Here is an 18,408-nt window from a genome sequence, read left to right as displayed (position 1 = left end):
ATGAAAATTTTACAGGAGGGTTTGCCGGATGAGAGTTATTGACTTTAAGGATGCAAAGTGCCGTCACTGCTACAAATGTGTGCGCCACTGCGCGGTGAAGGCCATATCGGTCAAGGATGAGCAGGCGCGTATTATCGTGGATCACTGTATTAACTGCGGGCGGTGTCTGGAAGTCTGTCCCCAGAATGCGAAGACGTTCGCCAGTGATCTGGAGCGGGTAAAAGGGTATCTCGCCCAGGGGCTTAAGACTGTCATATCTATAGCTCCGTCCTATGCGGGAGTGCTGGAGTTCGACAGCCCCGGTCAGGTGGTGGACGCGCTTTCAAAGCTCGGGTTTTATGAGGTGAGAGAGACGGCGGAGGGCGCCGCTCTTGTGACGGACGAGTACAAGAAGCTGGTGAGAAGCGGGGAGATGCCGAACATTATCACTACGTGCTGTCCGAGCGTGAACGACCTGATCGAAAAGTATTATCCGGACTGCGCGAAGCTGATGGCTCCTGTTGTATCTCCGATGGTTGCACACGGCCGTTACATTAAGAAGATCTACGGACCGGACGTGAAGGTCGTCTTTCTCGGCCCCTGCATTGCGAAGAAGCAGGAGGCCATTGGGGACGAGCGGGTGAGAGGAGCGGTCGATGCGATTCTTACATTTGAAGAGCTTGCCGTATGGCTTAAAGAAGCGGGAATTGATCTGCGCGCCTGTGAAGACAGGCCGATGGGAAATCCGGATCCGAAGATCAACCGTCTCTATCCGGTCAGCGGAGGCGTGATTCAGTCTGTCGTTACGGAGGAAGATGCGGACGGGTATCACAAAGTGTTCGTGGACGGTCTTGAGAACTGTATGGAGATGCTGGAGTGTCTCCGGAGAGGAGAACTGGATCACTGCTTTATCGAAGCGAACGTGTGCGAGGGCGGATGCGCGAAGGGACCTGCCTCGGCGCACTGGAATACTTCCTATGTGAAGACGAAAGTGAAAATCGAAAATATTGTCTCTTATAAAGCGGCAAGAGATCTGCCGGATATGACAACGCAGGAGCTTTACAAGCAGTTTGGAGACCGCAGTCTGACCGATCCGATGCCGTCGGAAGAACAGATTCAGAGAATTTTAAGGTCTACCGGAAAATATTCAAAGGAAGATGAGCTAAACTGCGGGGCCTGCGGATATTCCACATGCCGGGAGAAGGCCATCGCCGTATTCCAGGGCAAGGCGGAGCTGTCCATGTGCATGCCTTATGCTCTGACCCAGGCGGAGTCCATGTCCAATGTGGTTATGGATGTGACGCCGAATATGATCTTTGTCATTGGAAGCGACATGAAGATACTGGACTGCAACCGGAAGGGGCAGGATCTTCTCGGAGTTGGGCGCGAGGAGGCGGTGCAGCGGTACATATTTGAGTTTATCGAGGCAGACGATATCGAGACGGCGCTTCTCACGAGAGAGCCTGTGCTCCATAAGAAAATCGAGCTGGAAGGCGGAAAGATCATTGCGGAGGAGACCATCGTGTACATTGAGAATCTCGACGCAGTGCTTGTCACTTTCCAGGATGTGACACGGGAGGAAAAGGTAAAAGAGCAGCACTACAATCTCAAGGTGGAAACCGTGGAGATGGCCCAGAAAGTCATTGAGAAGCAGATGATGGTGGCCCAGGAGATTGCGGGACTGCTCGGGGAGACGACGGCGGAGACGAAGGTGACGCTTACGAAGCTGCGTGATTCGATTCTGAACGAGGAGGATTAAGCCTATGAGTTTTAGTATCGATGCGGCATGGAAAAGCCTGAATAAACATGAGGAAGAACTGTGCGGCGACAAAGTGGAGATCATAAAGACTGCGGACTCGGATATTGTGATTCTGGCGGACGGGATGGGGAGCGGTGTGAAAGCCAACATTCTCGCCACGCTGACGTCAAAGATTCTGGGTACGATGCTCCACGAGGGGGCGGCGATCGAGTCGTGTGTGGAGACGGTCGCAAAGACGCTTCCCATCTGCAAGGTGAGGAAAGTCGCTTATGCCACGTTTTCCATTCTTCAGATTTCGCGCAGCGGGGAGGCGTATCTTGTAGAGTTCGACAATCCGTCCTGTGTGTTTGTGCGGGAAGGAAAGATCGTAAACTATCCGTATGAGGTGCGCGAGATTGAAGGAAAGAAGATCCATGAGTACCGCTTCACGGTGAAGAAGAACGACTGCTTTGTGCTCATGAGCGACGGCGTGATCTATGCAGGTGCGGGATCGATTCTGAACCTGCAGGGATGGACGTGGGACGCCATGGCGGAATATACGCTGAAATGCACGAAAAAAACGCTCTCTGCATCCCGGCTTGCCGTCATGTTAAGCCAGGCCTGCGACGAGCTCTACGAGGAGAAACCCGGGGACGACACCACGGTCGCTGTGGTGAGGGTGATCGAGCGCAGAGTGGTGAATATTTTCACTGGCCCGCCGAAGGAGAAGGCGGATGACGAGCGGCTGATGTACGACTTCATGCATGCGGAAGGAAAGAAGGTTGTGGCCGGGGGAACGAGCGCCAACATTGCGGCGCGCGTGCTCGGCAGAGAGATCGTGACAAAGATTGACAGCCGGAACCCGGACGTGCCGCCCATGGCGACGATTGAAGGGATTGATCTTGTGACAGAAGGAGTCCTTACTCTGGGCAAGAGCCTGAAGCTTCTGAAAAAATATGTGCGGGATGAGTTTGACGCGGAATTTTTTGAGGAGCTGGATAAAGACAACGGCGCTTCAAAACTGGCAAAGCTTCTCATCGAGGAGTGTACGGAGTTAAATCTCTTTGTGGGAACGGCGGTCAACGCGGCGCACACCGAGTCGGAACTGAACTTTGACCTGAGTATGAGGCAGAATCTTGTGGATCAGCTGATCCGCACGGCGGAGGAGATGGGCAGAACGGTGAATACGAAATACTACTAAAACTTGCCGTGGCCCATGATACATGGTAAAATAGTGGCGTCGGCGCGCAGACGGGGAAAGTCCGCCTGCATGCCGGCGCTGTCACTGTGCAGGAGTGAACAGGCAAACTTAAAGGAGAGTGGAAAGAATTGAAGACATTGCTGGAACTGATCACCGCAGAGATGAGAGAGGCGTTTGTGAAGGCCGGATATGACGAAGAGCTTGCTAAAGTGACTCTCTCAAACCGTCCCGATCTGTGCGAATACCAGTGCAACGGGGCGCTTGCGGGTGCGAAAAAATATAAAAAGGCGCCGTTTGTGATTGCGGAGGATGTGGCCGCGAATCTGAATGACAGTAAATATTTCGAGTCAGTGGACGTAGTAAAACCCGGATTTATCAACCTGAAGCTTTCGGCGGAGTGCGTGGCGTCCTACTTAAACGATATGGCGAAGGAGGAAAAGCTGGGAGTCTCGGAGGCGGAGAAGCCGAAGAAAATCATTATCGACTATGGCGGGCCGAACGTGGCAAAGCCGCTCCATGTGGGGCATCTGCGCTCCGCCATCATCGGAGAGAGCATCAAGCGGATCTTAAGGTACAAAGGCCATGACGTCACGGGCGATATCCATCTGGGCGACTGGGGATACCAGATGGGACTGATCATCACGGAACTTAAGAAGAGAAAGCCGGAGCTTCCCTATTTTGACGAGTCATATGAGGGGGAGTACCCGGAGGAGGCGCCGTTTACAATCGGAGAGCTGGAAGAGATCTATCCTACGGCAAGCGCATATGCGAAAGAACACGAGGATTACAGGGAAGAAGCATTGCATGCGACTTATCTGCTCCAGAACGGATACCGGGGATACCGGGCGGTCTGGAACCATATCATGAACGTGTCCGTGGCAGATCTTAAGAGAAACTATGAGAACTTAAACGTGGAGTTCGATCTCTGGAAAGGAGAGGCGGACGCGCAGAAATACATTCCGGATATGGTGCAGATGTTGAAGGACAAGGGTTATGCCCGCTATGACGAGGGCGCTCTTGTGGTGGATGTGCAGGAGGAAACAGACAACAAAGAGGTTCCGCCCTGCATGATCTTAAAATCCGACGGAGCGGCTCTCTATGATACGACAGATCTGGCAACCCTTGTGCAGAGGGAGGAAGACTATCACCCGGATCAGGTTATCTATGTGGTGGACAAGCGTCAGGAGCTGCACTTTATCCAGGTGTTCCGCTGCGCGAAGAAGACAGGAATTATGCCGCAGGAGACGGAGCTTGACTTCCTCGGATTCGGTACGATGAACGGAAAGGACGGAAAGCCCTTTAAGACGCGTGAAGGCGGTGTGATGCGCCTTGAGAACCTGATCCGCGAGATCGATGACGAGATGTACAGAAAGATTATGGACAACCGCACCGTGGAGGAGGAAGAAGCGGAGCGCACGGCTCAGATCGTGGGACTTGCGGCGATCAAGTACGGCGACCTTTCCAACCAGGCATCAAAGGATTACGTCTTTGACGTGGACCGCTTTACGTCCTTTGAGGGAAATACCGGCCCGTATATCCTCTACACGATTGTGCGTATCAAGTCCATTCTGAATAAATACCGGGAAGCAGGCGGAAATCCGGACGGACTTGTCATCCGCCCGGCGGAAAATGAGTACGAGAAGGCGCTGATGCTTCAGGTGCTCAAATTCAACGACGTGTTCGACGCGGTCTGCGAGGAGACGGCGCCGCATAAACTCTGCGCCTACATTTACGAGCTGGCAAATGAGTTTAACAAGTTCTATCATGAGACAAAGATCCTCTCTGAGGAAGACGAGGAGAAAAAGGCGGGCTACATCGCGCTTCTTTCGCTGTCCAAGCGTGTGCTTGAAACGTGTATTGACCTGCTCGGATTTGAAGCGCCGGAAAGGATGTAAAGAATTGCGATGACGGAGAAACTGTATTATCGGGACAGTCATATGAAAGAGTTCGACGCCTGCGTTCTGTCATGCGTGCAGAACGGCAGCCGCTTTGAGACAGAGCTTGACCGCACTGCTTTTTTCCCGGAGGGCGGAGGACAGTACGCGGATACCGGTGTCCTCGGAGGCGTGAAAGTGCTTGACGTGCAGGAGCAAGGGGAGAAAATTCTCCATATTACGGAGGAGCCTCTTGAACCGGGAACGCAGGTGAAGGGCCGGATCGACTGGGAAGAGCGCTTTATGAAAATGCAGCAGCATACCGGGGAGCATATTGTCTCCGGCCTTGTCCACAGCCGGTTCGGGTACAACAACGTGGGCTTCCATCTCGGAAGCGAGGACTGTACGATGGACTTCAGCGGGGAGATCACAGAGGAAGAACTCTCGGAGATTGAGCTGGAGGCCAACCGTGCGGTGTGGAAAAACCTGGAAGTGAAGACCCTCTGGCCGTCGGAGGAAGAACTCTCTCTGATCAGATACCGGAGCAAGATCGAGATCGAGGGCCAGGTGCGCATCATCGTGATTCCGGGATATGACACCTGCGCCTGCTGTGCGCCCCATGTGGAGCGGACCGGGGAGATCGGCGTTATTAAGCTGACCGGGGTTCAGCGGTATAAGGGAGGCGTCCGGGTGTCGATGCTCTGCGGAGTGAGAGCGCTGTCGGATTATGCGGTGAAGCAGAGGCAGGCCCGGGAGGTTTCGGCGATGCTCTGCGCAAAGGTGAATGAGACCGCAGAGGCGGTGCGCCACCTGAAAGAGGAAAATACGGCTCTTAAGTATGAGCTGGGAGAGAAGGAGAAACGCCTGATCGAGTGCAGGGCTGCGGCAGTGCCGGAGGGACCCGGCGCCGTGTGCATTTTTACGGAAGATCTGGGCGGAGAGTCCATGCGGCTTTTGATGAACCGTGTGCTGGAAGCGGGACACTCGCTCTGCGCCGTGTTCCACGGAGACAGCGGAAACGGGTACCGCTACGTGATCGGAAGCAGGACAAAGAACATGCGGCCTCTGGCGAAAGCGTTCAACGAAGCGTTCGGCGGCAAGGGCGGCGGACGCCCGGAGATGGTACAGGGAACGGTGTCCGGCTCTGAGGATGCGATCACTTCATGGATTCTTGAAAAGGCGGAGGAGACAGAATGAATCAGATATACAGAAAAAGACCCTTCTGGAGTCTGGCGGGACCGCTGCTCGGGTATCTCGTGATCCGGGGCGCCATCCAGTTTGTGATCCAGCTGGGAATCGAGATTCCTTACGTGATGCAGATCTATTCGGATATGGTGAACGGTGTGATTGAACCGACGATGGAAGCGGTCACGGAAGCCTATATCAATGTGCTGGGACCGGCGTTCGAGTCGCTTGTCCGGTACCAGGTGGAAATCGCGTCTGCAGCCAGCCTGGGAACACTGGCTTTGACGGGAGTCCTCTTCTCCGGGGACCGGAAACTGGAGAAGAAGTACGGGATTCCGCCCGCGGTAAAGGCTCCGGCGTCAAAATACTGGACGATCCTGGTGTTCGGCGCGGTGGGGAGCATTGCGGCAACCTGTCTGATGGCGATGGCGCAGATGGCGTTTTATGATATCCGGTATGAGCAGGCGGCTGAGTCCATGTACGCGGCGAGCCTTCCGGTTCAGATCATCGGACTTGGTATTATCATTCCCCTTGCGGAGGAGATGATGTTCCGGGGAATCATGTACAAGCGCTATCGGGAACGGCAGGGATTCTGGTATTCCGCGATCTGGTCATCCGTGTTTTTCTCGATGATGCATACGAGCATGACGCAGGTGATCTATACGTTCTGCCTCGGACTCATGCTCTCGTATCTGTATGAGAAGTTTGGAACAATCAAGGCTCCTGTTCTTCTCCATGCGGTGATGAATATATGCTCCCTTGTCTTTACCGAACTGGGCGTGTTCGCGTGGCTCGGATCAGACGCCTTCCGGCTGGGAGTCGCGGCAATTGCAGGAGCGTTTGTCTGTTCAGCGGTGTTTGTTGTGATTCAGAGAATACCGGGACAGGAAAAAGAGAATCCTCCGGAGGAAAAGAACAGTACGCTCGATATGTTCCGCTGAAATAGGTGGGAGAAGAGGCACTGAGAGTCAAAAAAATAAATAAAAAACGGATTTGAATTGTGTGCGGCAGGATGTTGATCCTGCCGCTTTTTACTGCCTGATTTACTGATAAAAGTATGGAAATAAAGGCATATTCCGCTATTTTAGTAACCATTCTTTTTGTTTTTAAAAACGAATAATTATCTGAAAATAATATTAAAAATATCATATAATCTAATTATCTGACAATTTAAAAGAATTTCCTGTTTACAAATCTTCTGAAATCGTGTATAGTCTTGAACATAAAGTGAAAAGGAGAGGACAGCGACCATGAGAAGAGCAAATGAGAATCCGCAGGGACTGTACCGGGAGAGTTTTGAACATGATAACTGTGGTATTGGCGCTATCGTCAATATTAAAGGCGTAAAGAGCCACAGCACAGTCGCCGGGGCCCTTGAGATTGTAGAGCACCTGGAGCACAGGGCAGGAAAAGACGCGGAAGGCAAGACCGGAGACGGTGTCGGAATCCTTCTGCAGATCTCGCATAAATTTTTCCAGAAAGTCTGTAAACCGCTCGGTATCAATATCCGGGGCGAGAGGGATTACGGCGTGGGCATGTTTTTCCTTCCCCAGGACGAGTTAAAGCGCAATCAGGCGAAAAACATATTTGAAGTCATCGTAAAGAAAGAAGGACTTAACTTCCTCGGATGGAGAGAAGTTCCGGTGCATCCGGACGTGCTCGGAAAGACGGCGCTGGACTGTATGCCGTGCATCATGCAGGCGTTCATCGAGAGACCGAAGAAGGTGGAGAAAGGGATTGATTTTGACCGCAGGCTCTATGTTGTGCGCCGTGTGTTTGAGCAGAGCAGTGACGATACCTATGTTGTTTCTCTCTCGAGCCGGACGATCGTGTACAAGGGTATGTTCCTTGTAGGCCAGCTGAGACAGTTTTTCGGTGACCTGCAGGACGAGGACTATGAGTCCGCCATTGCCATGGTTCACTCCCGCTTCAGCACCAACACAGCGCCGAGCTGGCAGAGGGCGCATCCGAACCGCTTCATCGTGCACAACGGAGAGATCAACACGATCCGCGGAAACGCGGACAAGATGCTGGCCAGAGAGGAGACGATGGAGGCGGGATGTTTAAAAGGCGAACTTCACAAAGTACTTCCGGCCATCAACACATCCGGTTCCGACTCGGCCATGCTCGACAATGCGCTCGAGTTCATGGTCATGAGCGGTATGGAGCTTCCGCTGGCAGTGATGATCGCCATCCCCGAGCCGTGGGTGAACAACCGCAGCATGTCCCAGAATAAGAAGGATTTCTATCAGTATTATGCGACGATGATGGAGCCGTGGGACGGTCCTGCGTCCATCCTCTTCTCTGACGGAGACGTGATGGGAGCGGTTCTGGACAGAAACGGACTGCGTCCGTCCAGATATTACATCACGGATGACGACAACCTGATTCTCTCATCTGAGGTCGGCGTGCTGGATATTGACCCGTCGAAAATCCTTGTAAAGGAGAGGCTGCATCCGGGCAAGATGCTTCTCGTGGACACGGTTGCCGGAAGAGTAATCGACGACGAGGAGCTGAAAGAGAAATATGCAAACGAGGAGCCTTACGGAGAATGGCTTGACAGCAACCTGATCCAGCTGAAAGATCTGCCGATTCCGAACAAGGATATTCCGAAGTATACAAAGGAAGAGTGCACAAGACTTCAGAAAGCGTTCGGCTATGCGTACGAGGATGTGAAGACTTCCATTCTTACGATGGCGAAGAACGGCGGAGAAGGGATCGCGGCCATGGGAATCGACACGCCCCTTTCCGTGCTTTCAAAGAAGCGCCAGCCGCTGTTCGGTTATTTCAAACAGCTTTTCGCACAGGTGACAAACCCGCCGATCGACGCGATCCGCGAGGAGATTGTGACATCCACGGTTATTTACGTGGGAAAAGACGGAAATCTGCTTGAGAAAAAGGAAGAAAACTGTAAGATGCTCCGGGTGAACAACCCGATTCTGACGAACACGGACCTGTTAAAGATCAAAAATATGAAGGTGGACGGGTTCAAGGTTGCGGAGATTCCGATTACCTATTACAAAAACACGAGTCTTTCCCGGGCGATCGAGTACCTGTTCGTGGAAGTCGACAGAGTGATCCGCGGCGGCGCGAATATTCTGATTCTGACGGACCGCGATGTGGATGAGTACCATATGGCGATTCCGTCGCTCCTGGCTGTCTCCGGACTGCAGCAGCACCTTGTCCGCACGAAGAAGAGAACCTCCGTGGCCATGATTCTGGAGAGCGGCGAACCGAGAGAAGTTCATCATTTCGCGACTTTGCTCGGATACGGGGCCTGCGCGATCAACCCCTATCTGGCGCATGAGTCCATCCGCCAGCTGATCGAGTCAAGACTGCTTCACAAAGATTACTATGCGGCAGTGAATGACTATAACAGCGCGGTGATTCACGGAATCGTAAAGATTGCATCCAAGATGGGAATCTCAACGATCCAGTCGTACCAGGGCGCGAAGATCTTTGAGGCGATCGGACTGAAGAAGGAGTTTATCGACCGGTACTTTACCGATACAGTGAGCCGTGTGGGCGGAATCGGAATCGATGAGATCGCCGAGGACTATACGGCGTTCCACACACAGGCGTTTGATCCGCTCGGACTGGACGGGGATATGACGCTTGACAGCGTGGGAAGACACAAATACAAAAGCGGCGGGGAGGAACATCTGTACAACCCGCAGACCATTCATATGCTCCAGCAGTCCACGAGACGCGGCGACTATGACATGTTCAAACAGTATACGCAGATGGTGGACGCAGAGGGAGAGAAGATCAACTTAAGAGGACAGCTTGAGTTCAACTATCCGAAGAAAGGCGTATCCATTGACGAGGTGGAGAGCGTGGACTCCATTGTGACGAGATTTAAGACGGGAGCCATGTCCTACGGTTCGATCTCAAAGGAGGCCCACGAGACACTGGCCATCGCCATGAACCGGCTTCACGGAAAGTCAAACTCCGGTGAGGGAGGCGAGGATATCGAACGCCTTGACACGGACCGCTGCTCCGCAATCAAGCAGGTGGCATCCGGCCGTTTCGGCGTGACGTCCCGCTACCTTGTGAGCGCCCAGGAGATTCAGATCAAGATGGCCCAGGGAGCGAAGCCCGGAGAGGGCGGACACCTTCCGGGAGGAAAGGTATACCCGTGGATCGCAAAAACGAGACACTCTACCCCCGGCGTGAGCCTGATCTCACCGCCGCCGCACCACGACATCTATTCCATTGAAGACCTGGCACAGCTCATTTATGACTGTAAAAACGCGAACAAAAACGCGAGAATCTCGGTGAAACTGGTATCGGAAGCAGGAGTTGGAACTGTGGCGGCCGGTGTTGCGAAAGCAGGCGCGGGCGTGATCCTGATCTCCGGATATGACGGGGGAACCGGCGCGGCGCCGAGAAGTTCCATCCAGAACGCGGGACTTCCGTGGGAGCTTGGACTGGCGGAGACGCACCAGACACTGATTCAGAACGGACTGCGCGAGCGTGTCCGCATCGAGACGGACGGAAAACTTATGAGCGGCCGTGATGTGGCGATTGCAGCCCTTCTCGGCGCGGAGGAGTTCGGATTTGCGACGGCTCCGCTTGTGACGATGGGGTGCGTGATGATGCGCGTGTGCAACCTGGATACGTGCCCGGTGGGTGTTGCAACACAGAATCCGGAGCTGAGAAAACGGTTTGCAGGAAAACCGGAGTATGTTGTCAACTTCATGCGGTTTATCGCGCAGGAGTTAAGAGAATATATGGCAAAGCTGGGCGTGCGCACGGTGGACGAGCTGGTAGGCCGCACGGATCTTCTGAAGGTGAAGGATGTTCCTACATCGGACAGAGCAGCGACGCTTGACTTGAGCGGAATCCTCTATAATCCGTACGCTAAACAGAAGAAAGGAATGATCTTCAATCCGAAGAAAGTCTATGACTTTGAACTTGGAAAGACGCTGGACGAGAGGGTTCTTGTAAAACAGCTTCTGCCTGCCCTTGAGAAGGGACAGAAGAGAAGTATTGAGGTAGATGTAAGCAACGTGGACCGGACCTTCGGCACGATCTTCGGATCTGAGATCACAAGAAGATATCCGGACGGACTGGAAGAAGACAGCTTTGTGATCAAGTGCAAGGGCGCGGGCGGACAGAGTTTCGGCGCGTTTATCCCGAGGGGGCTGACTCTGGAGCTGGTCGGCGACAGCAACGACTATTTCGGAAAGGGACTTTCCGGAGGAAAGCTCGTCGTATGCCCGCCGAACGGCACAAAGTTTAAGTCCGATGAGAACATTATTATAGGAAACGTTGCGTTCTACGGCGCGACGAGCGGCAAGGCATTCGTCGGCGGCGTGGCAGGAGAGAGATTCTGTGTGAGGAACTCCGGCGCCCGCGCGGTCGTAGAGGGCGTAGGAGACCACGGATGTGAGTACATGACCGGAGGGTGCGTTGTCATCCTGGGCCAGGTCGGCAAGAACTTTGCGGCCGGAATGAGCGGCGGTACTGCATACGTGCTCGACATGGACAGCACGCTCTATACGAGAGTGAACAAGGCCATGGTGAAGATCCGGCGCGTGACGGATAAATATGATGTACAGGAATTAAAGGGAATGATTCAGGAGCACGTATCCTACACAAATTCTGAGGTGGGAAAACGGATTCTTGATCATTTTGAAGAATATCTTCCGAAGTTCAAAAAGATTATCCCGGAAGACTACGAGAAGATGATGGCGGCGATCTTCCAGATGGAAGAGAAAGGCTTGAGCAGGGAAAAGGCGCAGATCGAGGCGTTCAACAAGATCAAAAACGGAAGATAGGAGGCGTGAAAAGTGGGAAAACCGACAGGATTTATGGATTATGCGAGAAAAGACAAGACGGCAGAGCAGCCGCTTGAGAGAATCAGACATTTTAATGAGTTCTATACGCCTCTTTCCAAGGAAGAGCAGGAACTCCAGGGCGCGCGGTGCATGGCGTGCGGCGTGCCCTTCTGCCAGTCAGGCTTAAACCTGATGGGGATGGCCAGCGGATGTCCGCTTCACAATCTTGTGCCGGAGTGGAATGACCTGATCTATAACGGCAACTGGGAGGAAGCATACTACCGGCTGGCGAAGACGAACAACTTCCCGGAATTTACTTCCAGAGTCTGCCCGGCTCTCTGTGAGAATGCCTGCACATGCGGACTCAATGAAGACCCGGTTGCAAGCAAGAGCAACGAATACGCGATCATAGAGAACGCCTATGAGAAAGGATATGCGAAAGCGCGGCCTCCGAAGGTGCGCACCGGGAAAAAGGTGGCGGTTATCGGTTCCGGTCCGTCCGGACTTGCCGCTGCGGATCTCTTAAACAGAAGGGGACATACGGTAACGGTCTTTGAGCGGGAGGACAAGGCGGGAGGACTGCTGCGCTACGGCATTCCGAATATGAAGCTGGAGAAGCAGTATATTGACCGCAAGTTAAAAATTATGGAAGAGGAAGGCGTGGAGTTCCGGGTGAACTGCAATGTGGGAAAAGACGTGAAACCCGCAGAGCTCTTGAAAGAGTACGACAGGGTGATCCTTGCGTGCGGCGCTTCCAATCCGCGCGACATCAAGGCGCCGGGACGCGAGGCGGAAGGAATCTTTTTTGCGGTTGATTTCCTCAAGTCGACGACAAAGGCGCTCTGGGCCAATGACATGCAGTTAAAGGACGGGACATATATCTCCGCAAAAGGGAAACATGTCATTGTCATCGGCGGCGGAGATACAGGAAACGACTGTGTGGGAACGTCCATCCGTCACGGAGCGAAATCCGTGCTTCAGCTTGAGATGATGCCGAAGGCGCCGGATGCGAGAACCGCCATGAACCCGTGGCCGGAGTGGCCCCGTGTCTGCAAGACAGATTACGGCCAGCAGGAGGCAATTGCGCTGTACGGCCACGATCCGAGAGTCTACCAGACAACAGTGAAAGAGTTCGTAAAGGACAAGAAAGGAAAGCTGTGCAAGGCTGTGCTTGTGAAGCTTGAGAGCAAAAAGGACGAGAAGACCGGAAGGATGATGATGGCCGAAATCCCGGGCAGCGAGTACACCGTGGATGCGGACCTTGTGCTGATCGCGGCGGGCTTCCTCGGCAGTGAGGATTATGTGACAAAATCGTTCGGCGTGGACGTCAACGAGCGCACAAACGTGAAGACAGAGCCCGGAAAATATGCAACCAATGTACAGCATGTATTCACAGCCGGAGACATGCACAGAGGACAGTCGCTTGTCGTGTGGGCCATCCGCGAGGGGCGGGAGGCTGCCAGAGAGGTGGACGAGAGCCTGATGGGATATACGAATCTGACAATTCAATAAGAAGAAAGCTGGCTTTGTCCGGCAGATAAAATACATCAAGAATAAAAAACAAAATGTGGCTTATATTGCGATGCCCACCGAAACTGTGATTGCATTCCCTTGCTCAAAGTCGCGCGTACGCGCTCCACTCGCCGTTCATGCAACACAGTTTCGGCGGGCATCTTCTTTCTTCAAATATGTAGCTTTTTATTTCGACTCTGTTTTCCTGCGGAGCAAAGGGAGGTGCCGTCTGAGGAAAATTCCCGGCAGTCTGTCCTGCACCGAAAGCTGCTTTGCCGAAGCGAATGGCTTAACAATCCGTTTTATCTGCTTCAGGAATGTCTCTGTGACAAAGACAGATTTGTGAAATATTACAGAAATGTTAAAAATGTATTGAAATTTCGGGCAAAATTTATTATAATTTTTACATGCTGATTGAGGAAAGCGCCTGTTCGGCCCCGCAAATGCAATTTTTAGGGGAAATGCTGTTGAAAAAGATGCATTTCTGTTGTATTATGCATATATGTGGGGAATTGAATAATTAATATTTGAGGAAAGGTGACGAGATGAAGTTAAAAAAAGTACATAGTGCATTTATAGCGACAGTGCTTGCGTGCTCGCTTACAGTTACTCCTGTTTTTGCGACACCTGCTGAGGATCAGGCGAATCTGGAAGATCAGAAAGCGGATGCGCAGAGCGAGCTGAGTGACCTTCAGACACAGCTGAATGATCTGATCACAAAGGCGAATGAACTGGAGCTTCAGCTGATTGACGTAGGTGAGCAGATTACACAGGCTGAGGCGGATCTGGAGGCGGCGAACGCCAAGAAGGAAGAGCAGTATGAAGCGATGAAGCTTCGCATCAAATACATGTATGAATCCGGAACTGGAACTGCTGCGGTGGAGAAGGTGATGGAATCCGGAGATATTACAAGCATACTGACACAGGTTGAGTATTCGCAGCAGGTACAGGAGTATGACCGCAACCAGCTTGATGAATATGTCAACACGATCAATGAGATTGAAGATCTCCAGCAGACACTTGAGGAAGAAAAGTCGAATCTTGAGTCTCTGGAAACTCAGTATCAGGAGCAGCAGACAGAACTGAACAATACAATTTCATCCAAGCAGGACGAAATCGCTAATCTGGATGAGATGATTCAGGAAGCGGCAAGAAAGGCTCAGGAAGAGGCTGAGAGAAAAGCAGCGGAGGAAGCGGCGGCTGCAGCTGCTGCAGCTGCTGCGGAAGAAGTTCAGTCTGGCGGAGAAACGACAAATAACGGCGGTACGACAGGCGGCGGAACAACCGATGGGGGTTCTGCAGACAACGGATCATCGGGTTCTTCTGATTCCGGGTATGACGCTGTGACGGGAAATGCGATTGTTGACAGGGCATACAGCAAGCTTGGATGCGCTTATGTATGGGGAGCATGCGGACCGGACACGTTCGACTGCTCAGGACTTGTAAGCTACTGCCTGACAGGAAGTTACACAAGACTTGGTACGACGTACACATTCATGGGCTGGCCTCAGGTGAGCGATCCGCAGCCCGGTGATATTTGTACAAGCTCCACCCACTGTGGTATTTACATAGGAAACGGACAGATGATACATGCTCCGCAGAGCGGTGATGTTGTAAAGATCGGACCGGTACAGAGCGGTATGATCTATGTTCGCTACTAAACAGAACAGTTTGAAATTTGAATGAATTGAAATTAGAAATCCCGCGGTTTTGGCCGCGGGATTTTTTCTGCATGCGTTTTGCTTTTTTCTGTATGCGTTTTGCCTTCCGGAGGATAACTTTTTACAACTCATGTAAGTTTGTTGATAACGCTGTTTTTTCGCTCTCGCGTATTGCAGAAGAAATCGATGCGTGATATGGTGAGTACATTCAAGCGACTGGATAAACAGATGTTTTATCGATGTGGTGTTTCGCATACAGGAGTCTCGTGTTAAAATAGGGAGGAAGAAGATATGACGAGTATCGATGAGAAAACGAATGAAAATTTTATCATGCTTCCCACGGGGGAATAGAGAAGGGACAGCATCTTGCGATTCTGAAGCTTGTCGGAAAGAAGATTGAGAGAGGTCTCTCTCCGGAAGAGATTGCAGAGCTTTTTGAGCTTGACCCGGAAGAAGTGTACCGGCTGACGGAAGAGTGGAAGACGGGAAAACAGTATGGTGAAGCAGAAAGTCCTGAGTGACGAAGAATACTTTACCCGGATAATTCGGCAGGGGATTTTGTAAAAGTGAGGGAGCGTCTACAGTGCGCTCCCTTTCTTCGGGACAGAAAACGATGACATATCCGTCTTTTCAAGTGTCAGAAGCTTCACCTTTTTATCGATTCCGCCGGCGTATCCGGTCAGACTCCCGTTTGTTCCGACAACACGGTGACAGGGTACGATAATGGATATGGGGTTATGTCCAACTGCTCCGCCGACTGCCTGTGCGGACATGTGCGGCAGCCCTTTTTTTGCTGCAATCTTTCCGGCGATCTCCCCGTAAGTCATTGTATTCCCGTAAGGAATCGTACAGAGGATTGCCCATACTTCATTCTGAAATGCCGTGCCTGTAAAGTGAAGCGGCACAGAAAAATCAGGCTCCCGGCCGGAAAAGTAAATGTCAAGCCAGTGCTTTGCTGTCTCAAACAGCGGAACCTCTTTCTCTTCGTGTTCTTTGTCCAGGTGAAGGGCGAAATATTTCTGCCCTTCAAACCATAATCCGGTCAGACCGGTATCATCCGCTGCCAGCAGGATGCTGCCGAGCGGGGATTCATAATGACTGATGTACTGCATGGTATACGCCTCCGTTCCGATAAAGGATGATTTTATTGTAGAAAACAGAAGAAAGAAAATCAAGAGAATTCCTGCAGAGAGTAGAGGAGAACGCTGAACTTGCGGGGACAATCGGATATATGCTATTCTTAAGGACAGGAAACTGCATGCATGTGTGAAGAAAGGCCGCTGTATGTCAGGCGGCTGCAGACTGTGTGCGCGAAATGGGAGGGAAAATGATGCCGCTTCAGACAATACTGATCAAACCGGCTTCCGGTCTCTGCAATATGCACTGCGACTACTGTTTCTACTGCGATGAAATTGCAAAGAGGGAGACAGAATCTTATGGAATGATGTCGGAGGAGACGATACGGAAGGTGATAAGAAAAGTCCTGTTTCAGGCAGAGGGGAGCGTTTGTTTCGCGTTCCAGGGAGGGGAGCCGACACTGCGGGGAATTGAATTTTACAGAAAAGTGCTGGAGTTTGAGCAGCGGTTCAACCGAAACGGGGTACAGGTGATGAATACGCTTCAGACGAATGGACTGGAGACGAATGAGGATTGGTGCAGATTTTTCCACGACAACAACTTCCTCATCGGCGTCTCTCTTGACGGGACGAAAGTGCTGCATGACCGCTACCGTCATGACCGGGGCGGCGAGCCCACATATGAGCGGGTCCGGGAGACGATCCGCATGTTTGAAAAGCATGGTGTGGAGTACAATATCCTGACCGTTGTAAACAGGCAGACGGCAGAGGCGATCCGGGAGATTTACAGCGAGTATAAGAAAAATGGCTGGTGCTATCAGCAGTATATCGCCTGCCTCGACCCTCTGGGGGAACAGTGGGGAGGGCGGGAATATTCCCTGACTTCGGAAGGATACGGGAAGTTTCTGACCGGACTTTTTGATCTCTGGTATAAGGACTGGCGCAGGGAAAGAGCGCCCTATATCCGCCAGTTTGAGAATTATATCGGAATCCTTATGGGGTATCCGCCGGAAGCGTGCGAGCAGAGCGGTGTGTGCAGCATTCAGTGTGTGACAGAAGCGGACGGAAGCGTTTACCCGTGCGACTTTTATGCGGTGGATGAATACCGGCTTGGGAATTTTAACGACGGTGGCATTACAGATTTCTTCGCGGAGGAAACGGCGAAACGATTCGTGCAGGAGTCAAAAAAGATCAGCCGTGTGTGCCTGGAGTGCCCCCACTACGCACTGTGCCGGGGCGGATGCAGAAGAAGCCGTGTCAGGGAAGAGGACACGGATACATACAGGAGTTATTTCTGCGAGGGATACCGCATGTTTTTCGATAAATGCGGGAAACGGATGGAAGAAATTGCAGAGTATCTGAAGAAAATGCCCTGAGAGGCCGGGATGATTGCCTTTCGTGGGGATAACTTTTTACAACTCACGTAAGTTTGTTGATAACGCTGTTTTCTTGCTTTCAGGTATTGCATGAGGAGGGGCTGCGTGATATTGTGAGCACATTCAATCGATTGGAGGAGTTTGAGCATATGGCAGAGAGAGACGAGTATATCGGAGAGGCATACGACGAGCTGAAAAAGCTGAGCCTGGATGAGCAGAAGAAGATCGAGTATGAACTGAGGGAAAAGGCTGTCAGGGATTTGCGATTCTGAAGCTTGTTGGAAGAAACCTGGAAAGAGGAAGTTCCCCGGAAGAGATTGCGGAATTCCTGGCTCTTGATCCGGAAGAGGTGTTTCGGCTGGCAGAAGAGTGGAAGGAAGAAAAGCGGAAAAGTGAAGACCTGAATGAAAGATAAAAATACGGCACGCCGGGGAAAGAAGATGGCCTTCTGACCGAATACGGCGTGCCGCTCCATTAATTTAAAAATGAACGTGCCGGTCCCTTAGTTTTTCGCCGGCACAATCTCCAGCCAGTACCCGTCGGGATCAGAGATAAAGTAAATCCCCATTTTCGGGTTCTCAAAGCAGACGCAGCCCATCTCTTTGTGTTTCGCAAAAGCGGCATCGAAATCATCGGCCTCAAAGGCGAGATGGATCTCATTGTCGCCGAGATCGTAGGGACGGTTCATGTCACGGAGCCATGTGAGCTCGAGAAGGTGCGGTGTTGTGCCGTCTCCCAGATACACAAGCGTGAAACTGCCGTCATCTGCTTCTTTTGTGCGGGTTACGGTGAGGCCGAGCGCTTCTTTGTAGAACGCAAGCGATTTTTGCAGGTCATAGACGTTCAGATTGTTGTGTGCAAATGTAAATTTCATAAACAGTGTCTCCTTAATCCTGAGGTTTTATGGGTGATTATAATGCCGCTGACGGATCGGCGGCAAAATCAGTATAGCATCTTTGCCGGCGGCGGGAAAGAGAAAGTTCGTATGGGCGGCGGATAGACAAAGCGGAAAGAGCGAAGAGA

At 52.1% G+C, this 18,408-nt stretch carries 12 protein-coding genes; 10 read left to right on the top strand and 2 right to left on the bottom strand.

Features of this window, described 5'->3' with window-relative positions:
* The first annotated feature begins 28 nt into the window (after positions 1-28).
* The 8 genes from LKD70_RS11105 to LKD70_RS11070 all read left to right on the top strand — a co-directional run bounded on the left by LKD70_RS11105 (position 29) and on the right by LKD70_RS11070 (position 14,933).
* Positions 29-1,738 carry a [Fe-Fe] hydrogenase large subunit C-terminal domain-containing protein gene (locus LKD70_RS11105; RefSeq protein WP_227708101.1) on the top strand — a complete coding sequence of 570 codons (1,710 nt, stop codon included), beginning with the start codon at positions 29-31 and terminating at the stop codon, positions 1,736-1,738.
* Between the two features lie 4 nt (positions 1,739-1,742).
* On the top strand, positions 1,743-2,918 hold the full coding sequence (locus tag LKD70_RS11100) for a SpoIIE family protein phosphatase (RefSeq protein ID WP_227708100.1): 1,176 nt from the start codon (positions 1,743-1,745) through the stop codon (positions 2,916-2,918).
* 128 nt (positions 2,919-3,046) lie between these two features.
* A complete protein-coding gene (gene argS, locus LKD70_RS11095; protein WP_227708099.1) occupies positions 3,047-4,813 on the top strand; it encodes an arginine--tRNA ligase in 1,767 nt (588 codons plus the stop codon).
* Between the two features lie 9 nt (positions 4,814-4,822).
* Positions 4,823-5,989, top strand: coding sequence for an alanyl-tRNA editing protein (locus tag LKD70_RS11090; protein WP_227708098.1), 1,167 nt, complete (start codon positions 4,823-4,825; stop codon positions 5,987-5,989).
* Entirely contained in the window at positions 5,986-6,918 is a 933-nt protein-coding gene (locus LKD70_RS11085; protein WP_227708097.1) for a CPBP family intramembrane glutamic endopeptidase, read from the top strand. Before LKD70_RS11090 ends, LKD70_RS11085 begins: the two co-directional genes overlap by 4 nt.
* Positions 6,919-7,227: 309 nt before the next feature.
* Positions 7,228-11,760 carry a glutamate synthase large subunit gene (gltB, locus tag LKD70_RS11080; protein ID WP_227708096.1) on the top strand — a complete coding sequence of 1,511 codons (4,533 nt, stop codon included), beginning with the start codon at positions 7,228-7,230 and terminating at the stop codon, positions 11,758-11,760.
* Positions 11,761-11,772: 12 nt separating this feature from the next.
* Positions 11,773-13,272: a glutamate synthase subunit beta gene (locus LKD70_RS11075; RefSeq protein ID WP_227708095.1), complete on the top strand. Its 1,500-nt coding sequence runs from the start codon at positions 11,773-11,775 to the stop codon at positions 13,270-13,272.
* A gap of 545 nt (positions 13,273-13,817) precedes the next feature.
* Positions 13,818-14,933, top strand: coding sequence for a coiled-coil domain-containing protein (locus tag LKD70_RS11070; protein ID WP_227708094.1), 1,116 nt, complete (start codon positions 13,818-13,820; stop codon positions 14,931-14,933).
* A gap of 578 nt (positions 14,934-15,511) precedes the next feature.
* On the opposite strand, the gene LKD70_RS11065 is transcribed toward LKD70_RS11070, so the two are convergent.
* Positions 15,512-16,045 carry a methylated-DNA--[protein]-cysteine S-methyltransferase gene (locus LKD70_RS11065; protein ID WP_227708093.1) on the bottom strand — a complete coding sequence of 178 codons (534 nt, stop codon included), beginning with the start codon at positions 16,043-16,045 and terminating at the stop codon, positions 15,512-15,514.
* Between the two features lie 218 nt (positions 16,046-16,263).
* On the opposite strand from LKD70_RS11065, the gene LKD70_RS11060 reads away from it, so the two are divergent.
* Positions 16,264-17,385, top strand: coding sequence for an anaerobic sulfatase maturase (locus LKD70_RS11060; RefSeq protein WP_227708092.1), 1,122 nt, complete (start codon positions 16,264-16,266; stop codon positions 17,383-17,385).
* A gap of 113 nt (positions 17,386-17,498) precedes the next feature.
* The gene (locus tag LKD70_RS11055) at positions 17,499-17,657 is read left to right on the top strand and encodes a hypothetical protein (protein ID WP_227708091.1); all 159 of its coding nucleotides are present in this window, start codon (positions 17,499-17,501) and stop codon (positions 17,655-17,657) included.
* A gap of 230 nt (positions 17,658-17,887) precedes the next feature.
* Here LKD70_RS11055 and LKD70_RS11050 read toward each other — a convergent pair whose 3' ends face one another.
* Positions 17,888-18,259, bottom strand: coding sequence for a VOC family protein (locus LKD70_RS11050; RefSeq protein ID WP_227708090.1), 372 nt, complete (start codon positions 18,257-18,259; stop codon positions 17,888-17,890).
* Between the last annotated feature and the right edge of the window lie 149 nt (positions 18,260-18,408).

It is taken from the genome of Ruminococcus turbiniformis, assembly GCF_020687545.1.
Lineage (GTDB): Bacteria > Bacillota > Clostridia > Lachnospirales > Lachnospiraceae > Mediterraneibacter > Mediterraneibacter turbiniformis.
The sequence above is the reverse complement of the archived record's forward strand: the minus strand, read 5'-3'. Positions and strand labels throughout refer to the sequence as shown.

What these genes read in the sequence shown, in the direction of transcription:
- LKD70_RS11085 (WP_227708097.1), top strand. Translation starts at nt 5,986, where the DNA reads ATGAATCAGATATACAGAAAAAGACCCTTCTGGAGTCTGGCGGGACCG.
- LKD70_RS11105 (WP_227708101.1), top strand. Translation starts at nt 29, where the DNA reads ATGAGAGTTATTGACTTTAAGGATGCAAAGTGCCGTCACTGCTACAAA.
- gltB (WP_227708096.1), top strand. Translation starts at nt 7,228, where the DNA reads ATGAGAAGAGCAAATGAGAATCCGCAGGGACTGTACCGGGAGAGTTTT.
- LKD70_RS11100 (WP_227708100.1), top strand. Translation starts at nt 1,743, where the DNA reads ATGAGTTTTAGTATCGATGCGGCATGGAAAAGCCTGAATAAACATGAG.
- LKD70_RS11070 (WP_227708094.1), top strand. Translation starts at nt 13,818, where the DNA reads ATGAAGTTAAAAAAAGTACATAGTGCATTTATAGCGACAGTGCTTGCG.
- LKD70_RS11065 (WP_227708093.1), bottom strand. Translation starts at nt 16,045, where the DNA reads ATGCAGTACATCAGTCATTATGAATCCCCGCTCGGCAGCATCCTGCTG.
- LKD70_RS11090 (WP_227708098.1), top strand. Translation starts at nt 4,823, where the DNA reads ATGACGGAGAAACTGTATTATCGGGACAGTCATATGAAAGAGTTCGAC.
- LKD70_RS11060 (WP_227708092.1), top strand. Translation starts at nt 16,264, where the DNA reads ATGCCGCTTCAGACAATACTGATCAAACCGGCTTCCGGTCTCTGCAAT.
- LKD70_RS11050 (WP_227708090.1), bottom strand. Translation starts at nt 18,259, where the DNA reads ATGAAATTTACATTTGCACACAACAATCTGAACGTCTATGACCTGCAA.